The organism is Pedobacter sp. CFBP9032 (assembly GCF_034045265.1).
Taxonomy (GTDB): Bacteria; Bacteroidota; Bacteroidia; order Sphingobacteriales; family Sphingobacteriaceae; genus Pedobacter.
In genome coordinates, this window is sequence record NZ_JAXCWE010000003.1 from 198599 (window position 1) to 216587 (window position 17989).

Below are 17989 nucleotides of genomic sequence, written 5' to 3' on the forward strand. Positions count from 1 at the left end.
AAAAGTTTTTGCCTGGACAACCGATATTGGTGTTTTCGCAGTGGCGATGTAAGTTTTGAAATTCCCAAAAAGGTAAAGCTTTTGAATTTCATCAGCAGGAAAAAATTAAATATGATTATGTTGTTGGTGGCGATGGTGGTTTCAGTGTATCCAATTGGCGAAGACAGGGATTTTTTCAAACCAATATTGCAGGCAGGATTTTGAATTTATGGATCCTGAACGGGTAGTGGAAAAGGAGAAGTACAATGGGTTTAAACCAAGCCTGTATACTGTGAGTGAACCCGGCTCTTCCTATAAGCTTTTTCATCCAGCCTTTTATCACTCCTCAAATGGTTTTTCATGCTATGCTCCAGGAGCAAAGGCTTTATTTTTAATTAGGATGAAGTAATGGATAATAATTTGAGCTATATGCTGATATTTGAAAATATATCACGATATTGTGACTTATAATAATACTGCTAACAAATGTTCAGTTTAGAAATTAAATAATATCATTTTATGAGTATGCTAAATAAAGTTGAATGGAGTAAGAATCCGCTGCATTATGTATATGCTTTGGTTTGGTTAACCCTTTTTGTGGCTTTCGCTGCCTATGTTTTCAGCGGCAAAATGTTCATGGCTGATGGGCAGATCAGCTTAGTGGCTATCCTGGTAGGCTGGGTGGCACAGTACATCACGCAAACAGGTACGGTGATTTTGATACTCCTGATCGGTTTATATGTTGTTTTCAGAACGGTTACAGTAAAAAATGAACAGTAATATGGATGTGAACTATTTGATCTTGGTCTTTACAGGAATTTATCTTTTGGCAACCTTTTTATATTATCGTTATGCTAAACGCAAGGGTATCGTTTTTCGCTATAAACCCCTGATGCTAATAATTGTGATGTTGTTATTTGTTTTAGCCCTGTTTGGTCTGTTGACAGGAAAAGCCTACAATGAGATCCTACCTTTTATCGGATAGCATCAGCATATAGTGGAGTTCAACTGATATCAATTAGTCAAACCTGAGAAAATCATAAATTTGGCTGATCATCAAACTATTTGAATAGGAGGAATTATTAGCTGATGCGCTCAACTATTTCTTGAAGCAGGGGTAGACTGACATGACTATGCTAGTGTACGCTAAAAAATTTGGCTGGCTTGATTCCATACCCGAAAGGGCTTTTATGGACTGTGGTCACTACGTCACGATAAGCGGCTAAGGGAAACCTTTCTGGTGCAGCTAAAGTTTATTCGCCTGTTTCGGAATTCTTCGTATAAAATGTAAGGAATTGTTTAGAAGAAGTTGTCCATCTGGGATTCGCTTGCTTCGATCGGGCATGCCTGCTTCGTGTCGGGCCGTGGTTCGCTATTGATTTAAGAAAGATGGTGTCGTGTCTATATTTAAAACGTTCCTCCATCTTCGTTAATCGCCCTTTACCCTGAGGCGTTCCAGATCAAGTACTTTTTTAAACATGGGGTCATGCTGTTTTATGGTATCGCTCTCGATATACCACTGATATAATTAACCGAGTTCTGTCTATAGGTCGCCAGATATAGATTGCTGTTGGGGAAAGTGGTGTAGTTGACCTGGCTGGTGGCAGACTTCCTTAAGAAAAGAAAGTACTGCACATATTTCGTTGATAGGTTTGATAATTATTGTTTCCATTTGTTTGCTTAAATACATTCAGCCTGATGCCTATTGTTATTTTAACCCAAGTAGTTACATCATTGCTAATGATTGACCTGGTTTTTTATTTAGCTGTCTTTTTCTGATCAGGAGAGAAATTACCCAAATTAACAGCAGTGTTATCAACAGAATTGTTTTGATGGTATCCATTGCCGGAAAAAAGTTGTTGAGCGAATGGAAGGCAGATACGGCAAGCAGCGAATGCGTGCTGTCTGCAACCTTTCCGATTCCCCAGCTCCCTAATATTAAAATTGCAAAGAACAGCAGGTTTGAGCTGGTGAGATCAAAGTTGAGATGCCAGATAAACCAAAGGGTTGCAACCAGTAGGATGTTCAAAAACTCCGGCAAGGGTTTTAGCTCGCGCTGCAGAAAGCCACGCCATCCGATTTCTTCTAAAAGGCCATAAAACAAAATGGAGATCACGGTGACTGGAGCTATTGTTCCTTTTATAAAATAGGCTGCCCCAGAAATCAATACAACAGGGAGTGCCCAGTACAAGAGAAAAGGGGTGCTGGTTTTGCTATAGTTCCCTTTGAGGTTAAGTGTCGGCTTGATCTTAAAGATGTAGAATGCTGCCATTGCCGCGATTGCGGGAGAAATGCCTTGCAAAACAACTTTGAGAAAGTCGCTCGATACCCCGTCTAAAAGACCCGTTTTGTTGGTGAGATAACGTAGCGCTATAGCGACCATGTAGAATGTTAGGATAGCAGGAGCGTCAATTTTCGTTTTCATCTTTTTTACTTTTGAAAGAATTCATTTTGAAACTAGACAAAGGTAGTCAATAGAAATATATTATATCACGTTATTGAGATATAATATAAAAATATTCTCGGGCGGTAGGTTTTAGAATAAAAATTTGCAACGGTAGCTGAAACTAATTTTCAATTTTTCGCCAATTCTGATTGGTTATTGCTATTCTCATAAAATATTAAAAAAACCGCCAATTTCAATCAATTCGTCCATAAAAATGGTTAGAATTGCGCAGTTACTGACCTAGAATTTTGAAAGGTCTTGACCTTACGTTGAGACCTTTTTTGTTTTAACAGCATGCTCTTAAAATATATTATTTAGTTATTTCATCAATTGATCGTGTTCGGCATCGGGCATCAATTTATTTCAACCTTCTAAAAAATAAATGACTATTAAGGATCCATTTACTTATGGACCGAAAACTTAAGTCTTAATAGTTTCCCGAACTCATCATATACTGTCATTTGTGTCTAATTCTGCGATTCGATTCAATCAGCGATATATTTATTCCAATAAAGTACGCTTACCGACCGAATTTTTAAATTCATTTTTAAAGATTTGAGCTTTTTTTATTTATAGCGTTATCTAGCCGATGATCACACCAACTAGCGGTTAAAGTTCACTGTTGCTCAATATTTGTCTATGCCTGGAAACATTGACCACTTTTTTTTGTTCTAGGGCTAAGATATAACCGAATGAAAAAAATATACTTTCTAATATGCTTCATGCTTTTTTTAACTTTAAAACCCTGGGCTCAGGAAAAGAAAAGCATACACTACAATCTATTTCGCCCGGTTCCAAAAGCTGAACTCAGGGAAATGGAAACCGAAAGACCTGATGTTACAGAATCTCCAATTACTTTGGATGCCGGCCATTTTCAGTATGAAAGTGATCTTTTCAGGCTGGAAAGAGCGCCGGGAGAAAATGCGCTGACTAATACTTTTCTTTTTAATCAGGCTAACCTGAAGTTGGGACTTACTCATTCAACAGCTGTTCAGCTCGTGGTTCAAAGCTTTGTATACCAAAGGGAAAAGTTAGTAGAGGATGGAACGATAGCACGTTCTCATGGATTTGGAGACCTTACCTTGCGCATTAAGCAGAATTTCTTAGGAAACGATAAGGGGAATTTTGCCATAGCAGTGATACCTTATATTAAATTTCCGACCTCGCATGTGGAAGAAGAGAATCGCCACGAAGGTGGGCTGATCATACCGATGTCTCTGAAACTTCCCAGCGAATGGAATGTGGGCATGCAGATGGAGGTGGATAGGTTGCAGGATACTGAAGGAGCCGGATTGCATACAGAAATCCTTCAGTCTTTTACAATTGGACATAGCCTTATGGATCGCGTTACCGGAATTGCTGAGACTTATTATAGATATGATTTCTCGCATCATCATTGGGGTAATTTTTTAAATGCCGCCTTGCAGGTTGAACTTGCAACGGATATTAAGCTAGATGGTGGACTAAACTATGGGCTCCAGCACGATGCCTTGAAGAGTTATTTTCTTGGCCTCTCTTTCAGGCTTTAGGTGAGTGCATAAAAAGTAGGCTCTTTGTTAAGATTTCAAATTCCAGCGATTTCATCACGAATGGATAATTTCTGTTGATTGGGATATAGCCTTATTTTTTAATGTATTATTTTGTAGGTGTTTGCATGCTAAACACCTATTTTTTTTTGTTTGATGTTAATGCACTCCACGTACCCAGGCAAATAAATGATCAAGCATAAACCAAAAAGCTCATTTCCTCTTGCAAGCTTGTAGGTTTTAAATCGTGGTGTTAATCCAGCAATGCTTTCCTGAATGTCCGTAAATCGATTGTTACCTACTCCCACCGAAATAATGATGGGTAACTTCCATTTTCAATTGATCAAAGGGTATCCCGACCTGGTTTCACCGTATTGAGACCCTCACAATAATGGGAGCAAGTTGAGGGCCCACAATTTATCCAACGCTTTCCACAGCATCTGATTGCTTCTTTCTTAGGCATTACCAAAGAAACGCTCAGTAGAATCAGGAAACGAGCCATAAAATAGATTTTTGTTTTTTTAACTTGATGCAAACCGTTGATAAATGTCAACGGTTTTTTTTATCATATCTCATTGTCGCAAGGCCTGCCTTTGATGCAACTTTGCTTTATCAAAATAATTAAAAAATTATAAAAAATAAAATAATGAGTGATTTATCAAAAATGTCTAAAACTGTTGTTTTCCATGAAGCTGGAGCGCCAGAAGTATTAAAAGTAGAACAAGTTGAGGTGTCTTTTCCACAAGTTCACGAAGTAAGAATTCATGTTAAATCAATCGGTGTAAACAGAGCAGATGCGATGTATCGCCAAGGAATGTATATTGAGAATCCTATCTTCCCGGCCCAAATTGGTTATGAAGCAGCAGGAATTGTTGAAGCTGTTGGATCTGAAGTTACAAATATTGCGGTTGGAGATATTGTTAATATTGTTCCAGGATTTTCATTACATAATTATGCTTCTTATGGCGAATATATTAATATGCCGGCATATGCTGTACATAAATATCCATCGAATCTGTCTTTTGATGAAGCAGCATCTGTTTGGACAAGTTATTTAACCATGTTTGGAATGGTGGTACATTCTGGTCAATTAAAAGCCGGGCAATTTGTGGTAGTTAATGCCGCTTCAAGCAGTGCAGGATTGGCAGCCATTCAAATGACCAACTACGTTGGAGGAATAGCGATTGCTTTAACTACTTCATCGAAGAAAAAAGAAGCTTTATTAAAAGCCGGCGCAGCTCACGTCATTGTAACGTCTGAACAAGATATAGCGACTGAAGTTTTAAAAATTACAGAAAATGTAGGAGCTCATTTAATTTTAGACCCTGTTGTAGGAGCAAAATTCAGCAATCTTTTAAGTTCAATAGCCGAAAACGGTAAAGTATTTGTATATGGCGCATTAAGTCACGAACCTGCAAGTTTTCCTGCATTTGATGTTTTGATGAAAACACCAACGATCAGAGGGTATTCAGCAATTGAAGTAATGGGTAATATGGAAGTTTTAATGCAAGCAATCACTTTTATTGATAAAGGATTAGCAGAAGGAAAATTAAAACCAGTTATCGATAAAGTTTTTAGTATTGACGACATCGTTGCCGCTCACAATTATTTAGAATCTAACCAGCAATTTGGAAAGATTGTAGTAAATATATAAGTAACAAGAGATTTAAAAATTCAGAACCATTGATATTTATCAACAGTTTTTTTTATCAAATCGCATCAATTCAAAGCTTAATTGTGATGCAACTTTGCCCTGTCAATATTAATTAATAAAATAACATTCAAAAATTAAAGAAAAATGGAAAATTCAAAAAATACACCAGCTACTCAACTACTTCGTAACACGTTAGATAAATTTCTTGCCAAAGATATGAAAGGCTGGACAGAACTTTGTGCTGAAGACGTAGTGGCTGAATTCCCTTTTGCACCAGAAGGTTCACAAGCACGATTTGAAGGCCGTGAAGCACTTTATGCTTACTTAAAAGATTACCCTAGCTACATTGATGTAAAATCACTGCCAACTTTGAAAATCTATGGTACCGATGATGAAAATGTTGCTATCGCAGAGTGGAGCGCTTCAGGAGTAGTAATAGGTAATGGTAATCCGTATGAAATGAGCTATGCCACTTTCGTAACCTTCCGCGATGGTCTTGTTGTAAACTACCGTGAATACTGGAATCCACAGGCTTTTCAGAAAGCAATGAGTGGTGGCAGTTTCGCTGAATAAAAGATATCAACTAACTGATGAGAACCGTTGATATTCATGTCAACGGTTTTTATTTACAAGGGTACAGCAAACATACCTTTAGCATTCCTTTGTCAATTGATTTTGAACTTCACCCCATTCTGCCATAGCTTCTAACACAGGGAGTAATGTCTTGCCCTTTTCAGACAAATAATATTCTACGTGTGGGGGGATAATTTCTTTTGCATCTCTTACCACCAGGCCATCAAGTTCCAGCTGTTTCAGTTGTTGTGCCAGCATTTTTTCGGTAGTGAAGACCAATATCTTTTTTAATTGCCCAAATCGCAATGGCTCGTTTCTAAGTTGATATAGAATGATCGTTTTCCATCGCCCGCCAATCATTTCAATGGTGAAAGACATTGGACATTTGGTAAGGACGTTATTGTTTAAGCTATTGGTTGAATTCTCTTTTTTGGTTGCCATTTTTACACTTACTTTTTGGGTAGTACTTGTTTGTTTAATAGTGCAAATATACCTTTGTCTTATTAAAAATCAATCAATTTAAATTAAATTTTCAGAATTATGAACATATTATTAATTGGCGGAACGGGCAACATTGGTCAGCGAATTTTAAAAGAAGCTTTGGATAAAGGCTACGACGTAACAGCGGTACAACGCAAACCAGAAACGTTGACTTTAGCACATCCAAATTTGACAGTAATCAAAGGCGACTTGCTGAATGAGGCAGAATTACCATCACTGATAGCTGGTAAAGATGTAGTTATATCTGCAATTTCTCTTTATGCGGGATTAACGCCTGAGCAGTTCAAACAAGCGCATCAAAACCTTATCAATGCCTTAAAAAAACAAACACAAACAAGAATTATTGCAGTTGGGGGAGGCACCAATAATGAGGTTGCACCTGGCGTAAGAATGTTGGATGTCGAAGATATAATGAAGAATATTCCAGAAGAATATAAACCTTCGATTTATGCACACGGTGAAGTACAGAAGTTATACGAAGCTTCGGGACTTGAAAAATGGACTTACTTTAACCCGGCAGCTATGATACAAGCGGGCGAACGCACCGGTAAATTTAGATTAGGAACTACCAACCTGGTGGCAGACGAAAACGGAGGAAGCAATATTTCGTTTGAAGATTACGCAATTGCATTGGTAGATGAAGTTGAAAATCAAGAATTTGTAGGCAAGCCATTTACCATTGGTTATTAAATCATTATATAAAATGGAAAATTACAGTAGAGCAATTATTGGCTCAGCATTTAAATAAAATTTGGAATCAACGCGACGAAACACTTAGGCTTGCAGCTTGGGTAGCCCCAACTTAAAAGCTGCGAATACCAATGGCATATTTTAAATGTGTTCTCTTCGCAACAGGCTGTAAACTATAAGCTGAATTCTCATTTTGAAATTCAGCATCATAAAAACCGTTGACATTTATCAACGCTTTTTATTATCATATCTCATCTTTACAGACCTCATTTTCTGTGCAAATTTACCTTATCAAAATCAATAAAAATGGATCAACGCTATTTTTTTGAAACCGATTAAGTCCTTGGTAAAAAAAATGTATTTATTGATGTGTTTTAAAAAACTGATTTACAGGTAATTATTTAATAATAAACAAAGAATATAAAATGAAAGTAATCGTATTTGGAGCCACAGGATTAGTGGGCAAACATATTGTAAAAGAGAGCTTAAAACTTGGAAACGAAGTAACCGTTTATATCCGACAAACCGAATTTTCGATTGATGGTGTAAAAATCATTTCGGGAGAACTAAATGATGAAGCTAAGATTTCAGCAATCATCAAGGATTATGATGCAATAGCTTGTACTGTGGCCAACAGAGATCTTGAAGATCCTACGCAAGTGCTAACGCCATTGGTGAAATTAGTTACCAGGCACATTTCGCAAGAGCAAAGATTGATCGTAGTGGCAGGTTCGGGCCTGACACTTTTAAATTTCAATACGCTTAGAAGAGATTTGCCGGGACAGCCTGCATTTTTGAGAAATCCACGGGCTGATCATTGGGATGCTTACACTTACCTTGCCGCTATAGATGTTAATTATTTAGTGGTGTGCCCAACAATGATTGTTGAGGGCGACGCTGATGGCAATTATCTTTTTGAAGAAAAATATTTTCCACAAAGCGAAAGCAAAGAAATATTTGCAGGTAATGTAGGGCATTATATAGCCAAAGAGCTTAATGAGCAAAATTTTAAACAAACCAGGATTGGTCTTGTGAACAAAGGATAATTTTAGTTGAAAATCAAGAAGTCGTTGGCATAAAAATCGAAAGGACAAAAACTTAAAGAAGAACTAACGGCTTACTTTGCCAATAGTGGGGAATTATATGCACCTCAGCTCAAATTTTTACCAAAGTTTAATTAGAATTGCAAAACTCAAAATCTAAGGCTTCAGTCACACTATTTCCGCACAAATGTTGGACGATATGCTTTTATTCTGGCTTTAATTTCACTATCTTATTGTCTCTCATTACAACAAGCTTGGTATTTTTTTGTTTCTTAAAAACAATCAATTTTTCGTAAACTTTTTCAAGTCCGAATAAAATTTTATTTCTAAGTTCTATTTGTTTTTCAACAGTTGTCATTTCGTGCTTTTTAGTTCGTTAAACTTCATTTGGTTAAAAATATTTAGCTGTTCATCAATTGTTTTTTCAGCTAAAAGTTCGTGTTTTCCATTTGAATTGTCAAAAATTAATGTTCCGTCAACAATTGGCAAGTAAATCTCAAATAGATTTTTTATTCCTCTGTAATATCGCCTTTCAATAACTTCTGGTTCAATGTTGTGTCCACCCTCCGAAACCCTTATTTTTACACGTTCCTTAGCCAATTCTACATTTTGAAGCCAAAAAAAAAGCAGAGTGGTAGTATATCCTTTCTCTTTAGCTTTTATTATTTTAGACTTGTAACTTCTTGTTGATAATGTAGTTTCAAAAGCAAAACTTTCATTATTATTCAACAATTCATCCACTCTTTTTAGCATTATTCTTCCGGCTTCAAAAGCTACTTTTTCAGGTTGAAATGGAGATAATCCTTTTGCAATTTCGTCTGCGTTAACAAATTCTTTACAGTCTATAATCTCGGGCAGAATTGTAAATGAAGCCGTCGTTTTTCCAGCTCCGTTACAACCCGCAATTATGTAAAGATTTGTTTCCGTCATACTTTACAAAGTTACAAAATAATAGCTTTGATAATATGAGAAAAACAATCCCAAAGGGATGTCAATATTATAGCCAAAAAAAAATCAAAACCCTAGGGGTTGGCATTTCACCCTTTCAGGGTTATAATTTGTAAACATTTGATGTTATCTATAATCAAATCAGTCCTTTGGGCTTAAAAAATTTATGATACCCCAAAAAACCGTTGATATTTATCAACGGTTTTTTTTATCATACCTCATCGTTTAAGCACCTGTTTCTGTCGCAATTTTACACCATCAAATAACGAACTACTAAACTTTCAAAAGTAAAGAAAATGAAATCGCAGATTCACGAATACCAAAAAACTAATAAAAAAGAAATGAGTAAAGCAAAAAAAATTATTTATTGGGCTACAACAGGAATTATTACGGCAATGATGCTTTTCAGTGCCTTTGGCTATTTTACCAATCCGGATATGAAAGCCGCATTTGTGCACCTGGGTTTCCCTGATTATTTCAGAATTGAACTGGGGATTTTAAAAGTATTGGGTGCCTTGGCCTTGATCCTTCCAATGGTTTCGGATAAGATAAAATCGTTCGCTTATTTTGGTTTTGCACTCACGTTTATTTCTGCGTTTATTGCACACCTAGCCAGTGGAGACCCTATTTCTGTTGCCATTATGCCTATTGTTTTCTTAGTCATTTTGGCAATTTCATATATTTTTTCTCCTAAAATAAAAGCTTAATCTTTATGAAAAAGCAAGTAAGTTTTTCAACACAAGGCAGCAGAGCCGATTTAGGTCCGCTCGCCATTCAACGAATGTTGCCCAATAGATACGCCAGTGCCGTTGGTCCATTTGTGTTTTTGGATTATGTGGCACCAGCCATTAAAAACAGCATTACAAAAAACGGGATGGGTGCGCATCCACACCGTGGCATTGCCACCTTAACCTATATTTTGCAAGGCGAAGTGGAACATTTTGACAGCGCCGGTAATGGCGGCAAAATTTATTCGGGCGGTGCACAATGGATGAAGGCTGGTAACGGCATTATCCACGATGAAAATTTAAATTACGATAGCCAAACCGATAGTAAATATGTCCAGGGATTCCAGTTTTGGATCAACCTTCCCGCAGAAAATAAAGCCGAAAAACCAGCTCACATTGCTATCCAGGCCAATGAAGTTCCGCAAAAAACATTGCCTGACGATAGTGGCACGGTAAAAGTAGTGGTTGGGAACTTTGAAGAGCTAAGTTCTAAAATCCCTGATTATTCTGAGCAGTTTTTATATCACATCAAATTGGAAGCGGGTAAACAATTTTCGTTTAAAATTAAAAACGAGATTGAGGTTGCTGCATTCTTACCCACTCAAAAAGCAACGCTTAATGAAGTAGAATTTCAAAAAGGAGAGTTTGTAGAATTTGATAGAGAAGCTGGCGAAATTGAAATTAAAAACACATCCGAAACTGCCATTGATATTATGCTTTTTGGTGGCGAAAATTATGCCGAACCAATTGTTGCCGAAGGTCCATTTGTAATGAATTCGCAGGAGGAAATTATAGGTGCCTATCGTGATTTTTATGCCGGAAAATATGGAGAAATTAAAAATATAAATTAAAATGAAAATACTTGCATTTGCCGGAAGTAGCAGCATCCATTCCATCAATAAAAAATTAGTAACCTACACTTCATCTTTTTTTGATGAGCATACGGTAGAGATTTTGGATTTGAATGATTACGAAATGCCCTTATTCAACGTGGATAGATTGGCAATAAATGGCGTGCCTCAACTGGCTTTAGACTTTGCCAAAAAAATTGATGAAAGCGATTTTCTTATCATATCTCTTGCCGAAAACAATGCGGCTTACACCACAGCTTTCAAGAATATTTTCGATTATATCTCAGTCATTCCCGAGCGGAAAGCTTTTTGGGGCAACAAGCCCACTTTTCTAATGGCAACTTCGCCCGGGGCAAGAGGCGGAGCTTCGGTATTGAATTTGGCGAATACTACTTTTCCTCATTTTGGTGCTACCATAGTTGAAACCTTTTCTCTGCCAAGTTTCTATCAAAATTTTGATGAAGAAAATGGTATTACAAGTACGGAGTTTGCCGATGCATTGCAATCAAAAATTAAGACCATTAAAACAAATCACCTGAAATAAATAACGAAATGCAAAAATCAATTTTAATCATTGGTGCAGGAACCGGATTGAGTTTGGGCGTTGCCCAAAAATTTGGCGAACAAGGCTATAAAGTTGGGCTGATCAGCAGAAATGCAGATAACCTTGAAAAATTAAGCCAAGAGTTAAAAGCAAAAAATATTGATTGCTTTTATAAAACTGCCGATGTCAAAAATGCTACCGAACTGGAACAGGCTATCACCGATTTACGTTCCATTTTTGGCGAAATAGACATACTTTTTTACAATGCCGCACATCTTAAAATGCAAAATATTTTAGATGAAACACCAGAGTCACTTGTCGACGATTTTATGATAAATGTAGTCGGAGCGCAACAGGCATTTAAATTACTATATCCCGATCTGCAAAAGCAAAAAGGCGCTATGCTGATTGCCGGAGGTGGCTTGGCTTTTTATCCCAGTCCCGATCTTGGTTCGCTGGCGATTGGGAAAGCGGCAATTCGCAATCTTTCCTTACAATTGAATGCTATGGGCAAAGAAAAAGGAGTTTATGTCGGTATACTAAATATCACCGGTAGGATTGAACCCGAAAGCCTCAAACATTCACCAGAAATCCTTGCAGAAAAGTTCTGGAAACTAAACTCCGACAGAACACTTGTGGAAGAAACTTATTAATAAAAAATATTTAAAATAATGAAACTATTACAAGCAATCAAACTAGCAAACATCACGCTAAATAACAGCGTCGCAATGTCGCCAATGACCCGTGCCCGTGCCGAAGTCGATGGAACCGTAAACGATGCAACGGTTACTTATTACACGCAAAGAGCAAGTGCAGGACTATTAATTTCAGAAGGTGCCAATATTTCTGAACAAGCCATCGGAAGCCCTTACACACCAGGAATTTATACGAAAGATCAAATCGAAAGTTGGAAAAAAGTAACTGATGCGGTACACGAAACAGGCGGTAAAATTTTTGCCCAGCTTTGGCATACAGGTCGTGTGGCGCATTCGGTAGATAAAAATGACGTATTGCCGGTTGCTCCGTCGGCGTTGGCTATTGTAGGGCAACAGCATTTTTCTTCGCAAGGAGCGATGGATTATGAAGTACCAAGAGCATTGGAAACTGCGGAAGTAAAACAAGTTATTCAAGACTATAAACAAGCTGCTGTAAATGCTATTGAAGCAGGTTTTGATGGAGTGGAATTACACGCAGCAACAGGCTATTTGCCCAACCAGTTTTTGGCAGAAAGTGCTAACATTCGTACCGATGAATACGGCGGTAATATCGAAAACCGCAGCCGTTTTATTTTGGAAGTAATGGCAGCTGTAACCGAAGCCATCGGCGAAGGAAAAGCGGGTATTAAATTATCGCCAAGCATTCCGTACAACAGTATTTTGGAAAGCGACCCGGTTGCAACCTATTCTTATTTGATAAAAGAATTAAATAATTTGCCTTTGGCTTACATCCATTTGATGAACCCGTTATTCTTGCCGGAAGAAGGTTTTGAGCAATATCCAAAAGACGTGATGGGAACGTTGGGAACTTTGACCACACACAGCATAATTGCCAACGCAGGTTACACCAAAGAAACTGCCGAAGCAGAATTGCAAAAAGGCATTGCCAAAATTATTTCTTTCGGTGTACCATTTATCGCCAATCCAGATTTAGTTAAACGTTTTGAACTCAACGCCGAATTGAACCAGCCCGATCGTGCTACATTTTATGGTGGCAATGAAAAAGGGTATATCGATTATCCGTTTTTGGATGAAGCAGTTCTTTAAAAGTGAAAATACTACAAATCATATCGAGTCCAAGAGGCGAAGCTTCGCAAACTATTCAACTCAGTGAAGCTATTATTCAAAAATTAAAAGCTAAAAATAGTAATACGTCTGTTACGGTTCGTAATCTTACCGTAAATCCACTGCCTTATATTGCCAGTAATCATATCCAATCATTTAATACGCCAGCGGATATCCGTTCCGAAGAACAATTGGAAACCATTAAGCTTTCAGATGAACTGCTTGCCGAAATAAAAGACGCAGATACGATCGTAATCGGTGCACCAATGTACAATTTTGGCATTCCTGCAGTTTTAAAAAGCTGGATAGACCATTTGGCAAGAGCTGGCGTGGCTTTTACCTATACCGCTGATGGCCCTGTTGGGTTAATTAAAGGCAAAAAAGTTTATTTGGCTATTGGCTCTGGAAGCGTTTACAGCGAAGGCGATTATAAAGCAATCGATTTTATTGAGCCTTATTTAAGAACTTCTTTAGGCTTTTTCGGACTGACTGATGTAACGGCATTTCGCATAGAAGGCGTTTCAGTTTCTGCACTCAAAGACCAGGCAATGCAGGTTGCACTTGATAAATTAAGTATTTTAAACTAACAAAAATGATGAAGGTGCTTAGTTTTAAGCACCTTTTTTATAAATAAAACTTGGTGTAAATATAGAATCTAATGAAAATAGATAAGCGTATAAAATGGAACCGCATTGACCCAAAAACTATCAGCCTTACCGCAACGAAAGTGATAATTGTTGGCGGAACCGGTGGAATCGGTCGGGCTTTGAGTCAATTTATGGCATCTCGTGGTGCCGATGTTACCATAATTGGGCAGACTTTTAGAGATGCTGATATTGCTGGAATTCAATTTATCAAAGCCGACCTTAGCCTGATGAGTGAAGCGAAACGTGTTGGCGAACTATTGGAAGCAGAATCGGCCAACCTAATTATTTTTACTAACGGCATATTTGCATCCCCAAAAAGGGAAGAAACCAGCGAAGGCCTGGAACGTGATATGGCTATAAGTTATTTCAGTAGGTTGGTCATCATCAATGAAACAATTGCCCGACTTGGAAAAAATCTACCCTTAACTGCTGCTAAGCCAAGAGTCTTTATAATGGGATATCCAGGTGCTGGCAACATTGGCAAAGCTGATGATTTGAATGCGGAAAAATCATACAAAGCGATGGATGTACACCTCAACACCGTTGCAGGTAACGAAATGCTTGTGCTGGATTTAACAAAAAAACATAAGAACATCAACTTTTATGGCTTAAATCCTGGTCTTTTACCTACCAATATCCGAAGCAATTTCATGGGCGCAAATTCCTTTAAATTTCGTTTAATGGAATGGATTGTTTCGTTAATTTCTATTGGCACAAAGGCTTATGCCCAGAGATTAACACCACTTTTAATCTCTTCAGATATTGAAAATCACAGCGGTGTTATGTTTAATCAAAAAGGTATTGCAGTACTTCCATCAAAAGGATTAACGGACGATTATATTGAAAAATTTATGATGGCCTCTCATTCGCTTTTAATGAAGGTTTCATTGAATTAAATCTTCATTCACTTCCTTATAATTTAAAAATCCGTTGATAAATGTCAACGGATTTTTTTATCGTTTGTCATCTTTCGGCACTGCCTCTCCAATGTAATTTTGGTGTAACAAATCAATAAAAATTTAAAGAGATGTCAGTACAAAATTCAACCAGTAAAAAATATGATTTTATTATTGTAGGTGGTGGTTCTGCCGGGGCAGTAATGGCTTCACGTTTAAGCGAAAATAACAGCGCAACTGTTTTATTAATAGAAGGCGGAAATGCTTATTCTGCCTGGGATTATCCAAGTGCGGTTTACAGCGCCAACAATCCTGGAGGCGATGCAGCGCACAATTGGGGCTTTCAGTCTGAGCCAACACCTTATGGCAACACATTAGATTTACCGAGAGGAAAAGTGTTGGGCGGAAGTTCTGCTATCAACGGCGCAGTTGCTTTGCGTGCCAGACCGCAAGATTTTAAAAACTGGAACCTTCCCGGATGGTCTTATGAAGAAATTCTTCCTTATTATAAAAAATTAGAATCAAGTGATTCAGGCGATAAGAACCTGCACGGTTTTGACGGCCCGTTGCCGGTACATCAATTGTTGCGAAGCGATTTAACTTCGGTGCAAAGGGCATTTGTTGATTCGACCGTTAACATTGGATATAAACTTATTGAAGATTTTGATGGTGCAGATGCCAATGGTGTAGGCCCATACCGTATGAATGTGGTAAACGGCGTTCGTGTAAATACAGGAATGGCCTATCTTACCAATGCAGTTCGAAAACGTGAAAATCTTACAATTATAGCGCAGGCTGTTGCCGACCGCGTTCTGTTTGAAGGTAAAAAAGCGATCGGTATTTTATTGGCAAATGGAGATGAATTTTTTGCTAAAGAAATTATTCTTTCAGGTGGAACTTACGGAAGTGCAGCCATCTTGTTAAGGTCTGGAATTGGAACAAAAAATGAATTGGAACTATTGGGAATACCAGTTGTTGCAGATCTTCCTGTGGGCAAAAATATAAAAGACCATCCTTTTCACTATGCGGCCTTTGCGCTGAATAAAGAAATGGTTGAAACCAAAACACCACCCATTGCTGCCAAACTATGGACGTCGGCATTTGATACTGCTGAACTGAATATTCACATCACCGCTACCCATCTTTTTCCAGATGAATATAGCCCTACACAAAGTGGATTTGTTTTAGGAGTAGCAGTAACCACGCCCAATTCAAAAGGAAAAGTTTGGATAGAAACAATCGACCCAAACATCAACCCAAAGGTAGATTTAAACTTTTTGGATGATGAAAACGATACTAAAAGAATGATAGAAGGTGCTAAAATTGCAAGACGCATCGCAGCAGCTGAACCTTTTGCTCAATACGTCCATTCCGAAATTGCCCCAGGCATTGCCGTACAAACAGATGAGGATCTGGAAATCGCTATCAAAAAAAATGTGGCAAGCTATGCACACCCAACCAGCAGTGCACCAATGGGAGACATCCATTCAAAAGAAGCAGTGGTTGATTTGGAAGGCAGGGTACATCACGTAGAATCACTGCGTGTGGTAGATGCGTCAATCTTTCCCGATATAATTTCGGTAGCGACTAACATCACCGTGATTGCTGTCGCAGAAAAAATAGCCGATAAAATAGTAAAATCTTAAAACATTAAATTATGACAACATCAATAAAAAAAGTGGCTTTGATTACAGGAGCTGCAACAGGAATCGGTAGAGCAATTGCCATCCGATTAGCAAAAGACGGAATCGCCATAGCCATTAATTATATAGGTGATCCAACATTGGCAAATGAGGTCGTAAAAGAGATAAGAGATGCAGATGGAACAGCGGTTGCATTTGAAGCAAATGTGGGTGCAGTGCCAGAAATTATTAATCTTTTTGATCAAGTAATTAATGAATTTGGCGGGATAGATATTGTTGTAGCCAATGCAGGTATTGCAAAGATGGGAATTCCTATCGCTGAAGTAACTGAAGAAGACTTCGACCGCATCAATGCCGTAAATTATAAAGGAACTTATTTTGTATTGCAGCAGGCAGCCAAACACGTTAGAAATGGCGGTCGGATTATCCAGATTTCTTCATCCAGTTCACTTTATCCAGCAGCAGGTCTGGGCATTTATGCGCCAAGTAAAGCAGCAGGTAAGGTATTGACCGAGATATTGGCGCAAGAACTAGGTACGCGTCAAATTTCAGTAAATAGTGTATTCCCAGGACCAACAAGAACCCCTTTAATGGAAAAAGAAGCCTCAAAAGAAGAGTTGGAAAGAATTGGGCAAAGTATGAACTTAGGTAGAATGGGCGAACCGGAAGATATCGCTGGTGTGGTTGCATTTCTTGCCGGTCCGGAAGGAAGTTGGGTAAACGGCCAACAAATCATCGCCAATGGTGGTGGCAGAATTTAATTTAAAGAATCACCTTATGGGTTGAGCTCACAAAACCTGTTCGAGATCAGATAATTGTTTATGGAGAAAATAGAGAAGGTTTTCAGTAATTTAGGCTTATTAAATCAAAATCTCTTTAGCTACTGATCTTAGATGATGGCATCGACCTTATGAAAGAACTTCTCAAACAAAATATCGCCCAGCATATTTCTCTTTCTGAAGAGGAAGAAGAGGCATTCTGTAAGTTGTTTCAACAAAAACAAATCAATAAAAAGAATTTTTTATTGAGGGCAGGCGAAATCTGCAGGTTTGAAGGATTTGTAACCAAAGGGCTTTTCAGGGTGTACCATATTGATAAAGATGGCTTTGAACAAATCCTTTATTTTGCTACAGAAAACTGGTGGGTTACAGATATCGACAGCTTTACAAACGAAATACCATCCCAGCTTTTTATTGAGGCACTTGAAGACAGTGAAGTGCTTTTGATTTCAAAAAAAGATAAAGAATTTGCTTATAGGAGTTTACCCAAAATCGAGAAGTTATTTCGGGTAATGACCCAAAAAACACATACTGCCTTGCAAAGAAGAATGATTGACAGTATGAGCAAAACGGCAGAGCAACGCTATCTTGAATTTGTAGAAAAATATCCGCAATTGATTCAGCGCCTTTCCAATATCCAGGTGGCTGCCTACTTGGGGATTACCAATGTCTTTTTAAGTAATATCCGAAAAAAAATTACGACAAAAAAATAATACCTGCGCTAGTTTTTATTAAACTACTTTAAAGTTTACGCCCTTAT

General features: G+C 37.9%; 20 protein-coding genes. 16 read left to right on the forward strand and 4 right to left on the reverse strand.

The features are described 5' to 3' along the window. The first annotated feature begins 498 nt into the window (after nt 1-498). Nucleotides 499-759 (forward strand): hypothetical protein, encoded by a 261-nt coding sequence (locus SOM16_RS07485; RefSeq protein WP_320463370.1) that lies wholly within the window; start codon nt 499-501, stop codon nt 757-759. 946 nt (nt 760-1705) lie between these two features. Here SOM16_RS07485 and SOM16_RS07490 read toward each other — a convergent pair. After that, nucleotides 1706-2404, reverse strand: a complete 699-nt coding sequence (locus SOM16_RS07490; RefSeq protein WP_320463371.1) for a CPBP family intramembrane glutamic endopeptidase — start codon at nt 2402-2404, stop codon at nt 1706-1708. 713 nt (nt 2405-3117) lie between these two features. Here SOM16_RS07490 and SOM16_RS07495 point away from each other — a divergent pair. From SOM16_RS07495 to SOM16_RS07505, 3 genes are all read left to right on the forward strand, one after another. Continuing rightward, nucleotides 3118-3954, forward strand: coding sequence for a transporter (locus SOM16_RS07495; RefSeq protein ID WP_320463372.1), 837 nt, complete (start codon nt 3118-3120; stop codon nt 3952-3954). Nucleotides 3955-4597: 643 nt separating this feature from the next. Further along, the gene (locus SOM16_RS07500; RefSeq protein ID WP_320463373.1) at nt 4598-5605 is read left to right on the forward strand and encodes a zinc-dependent alcohol dehydrogenase family protein; all 1008 of its coding nucleotides are present in this window, start codon (nt 4598-4600) and stop codon (nt 5603-5605) included. Nucleotides 5606-5749: 144 nt separating this feature from the next. Beyond that, a complete protein-coding gene (locus tag SOM16_RS07505) occupies nt 5750-6178 on the forward strand; it encodes a nuclear transport factor 2 family protein (protein ID WP_320463374.1) in 429 nt (142 codons plus the stop codon). 78 nt (nt 6179-6256) lie between these two features. On the opposite strand, the gene SOM16_RS07510 is transcribed toward SOM16_RS07505, so the two are convergent. Beyond that, nucleotides 6257-6619 carry a helix-turn-helix domain-containing protein gene (locus SOM16_RS07510; protein ID WP_320463375.1) on the reverse strand — a complete coding sequence of 121 codons (363 nt, stop codon included), beginning with the start codon at nt 6617-6619 and terminating at the stop codon, nt 6257-6259. A 99-nt stretch (nt 6620-6718) separates the two neighbouring features. Between SOM16_RS07510 and SOM16_RS07515 the strand changes: the two genes are divergently transcribed. Beyond that, nucleotides 6719-7369 (forward strand): NAD(P)-dependent oxidoreductase, encoded by a 651-nt coding sequence (locus SOM16_RS07515; RefSeq protein ID WP_320463376.1) that lies wholly within the window; start codon nt 6719-6721, stop codon nt 7367-7369. Nucleotides 7370-7794: 425 nt separating this feature from the next. Next, nucleotides 7795-8415, forward strand: a complete 621-nt coding sequence (locus SOM16_RS07520; RefSeq protein WP_320463377.1) for an NAD(P)-dependent oxidoreductase — start codon at nt 7795-7797, stop codon at nt 8413-8415. 202 nt (nt 8416-8617) lie between these two features. Here the strand turns inward: SOM16_RS07520 and SOM16_RS07525 are convergent, their stop codons facing one another. Next, nucleotides 8618-8770 carry a hypothetical protein gene (locus tag SOM16_RS07525; protein WP_320463378.1) on the reverse strand — a complete coding sequence of 51 codons (153 nt, stop codon included), beginning with the start codon at nt 8768-8770 and terminating at the stop codon, nt 8618-8620. After that, nucleotides 8767-9342, reverse strand: coding sequence for a zeta toxin family protein (locus tag SOM16_RS07530; RefSeq protein ID WP_320463379.1), 576 nt, complete (start codon nt 9340-9342; stop codon nt 8767-8769). Before SOM16_RS07530 ends, SOM16_RS07525 begins: the two co-directional genes overlap by 4 nt. 314 nt (nt 9343-9656) lie before the next feature. On the opposite strand from SOM16_RS07530, the gene SOM16_RS07535 reads away from it, so the two are divergent. The 10 genes from SOM16_RS07535 to SOM16_RS07580 all read left to right on the forward strand — a co-directional run bounded on the left by SOM16_RS07535 (nt 9657) and on the right by SOM16_RS07580 (nt 17942). Continuing rightward, nucleotides 9657-10067, forward strand: coding sequence for a DoxX family protein (locus SOM16_RS07535; RefSeq protein WP_320463380.1), 411 nt, complete (start codon nt 9657-9659; stop codon nt 10065-10067). Between the two features lie 5 nt (nt 10068-10072). After that, a complete protein-coding gene (locus tag SOM16_RS07540; protein ID WP_320463381.1) occupies nt 10073-10939 on the forward strand; it encodes a pirin family protein in 867 nt (288 codons plus the stop codon). Nucleotide 10940: 1 nt separating this feature from the next. Continuing rightward, a complete protein-coding gene (locus tag SOM16_RS07545; protein WP_320463382.1) occupies nt 10941-11483 on the forward strand; it encodes an NAD(P)H-dependent oxidoreductase in 543 nt (180 codons plus the stop codon). An 8-nt stretch (nt 11484-11491) separates the two neighbouring features. Next, the gene (locus SOM16_RS07550; protein ID WP_320463383.1) at nt 11492-12136 is read left to right on the forward strand and encodes an SDR family oxidoreductase; all 645 of its coding nucleotides are present in this window, start codon (nt 11492-11494) and stop codon (nt 12134-12136) included. A gap of 18 nt (nt 12137-12154) precedes the next feature. Next, on the forward strand, nt 12155-13246 hold the full coding sequence (locus SOM16_RS07555) for an alkene reductase (RefSeq protein WP_320463384.1): 1092 nt from the start codon (nt 12155-12157) through the stop codon (nt 13244-13246). A gap of 2 nt (nt 13247-13248) precedes the next feature. Continuing rightward, nucleotides 13249-13851, forward strand: a complete 603-nt coding sequence (locus tag SOM16_RS07560) for an FMN-dependent NADH-azoreductase (protein WP_320463385.1) — start codon at nt 13249-13251, stop codon at nt 13849-13851. Nucleotides 13852-13922: 71 nt separating this feature from the next. Further along, nucleotides 13923-14807, forward strand: coding sequence for a hypothetical protein (locus SOM16_RS07565; protein ID WP_320463386.1), 885 nt, complete (start codon nt 13923-13925; stop codon nt 14805-14807). A 131-nt stretch (nt 14808-14938) separates the two neighbouring features. Next, nucleotides 14939-16453 (forward strand): GMC family oxidoreductase, encoded by a 1515-nt coding sequence (locus SOM16_RS07570; protein ID WP_320463387.1) that lies wholly within the window; start codon nt 14939-14941, stop codon nt 16451-16453. A gap of 11 nt (nt 16454-16464) precedes the next feature. Further along, nucleotides 16465-17211, forward strand: a complete 747-nt coding sequence (locus SOM16_RS07575; protein ID WP_320463388.1) for an SDR family oxidoreductase — start codon at nt 16465-16467, stop codon at nt 17209-17211. A gap of 149 nt (nt 17212-17360) precedes the next feature. Beyond that, entirely contained in the window at nt 17361-17942 is a 582-nt protein-coding gene (locus tag SOM16_RS07580; protein WP_320463389.1) for a Crp/Fnr family transcriptional regulator, read from the forward strand. Nucleotides 17943-17989: the final 47 nt, after the last annotated feature.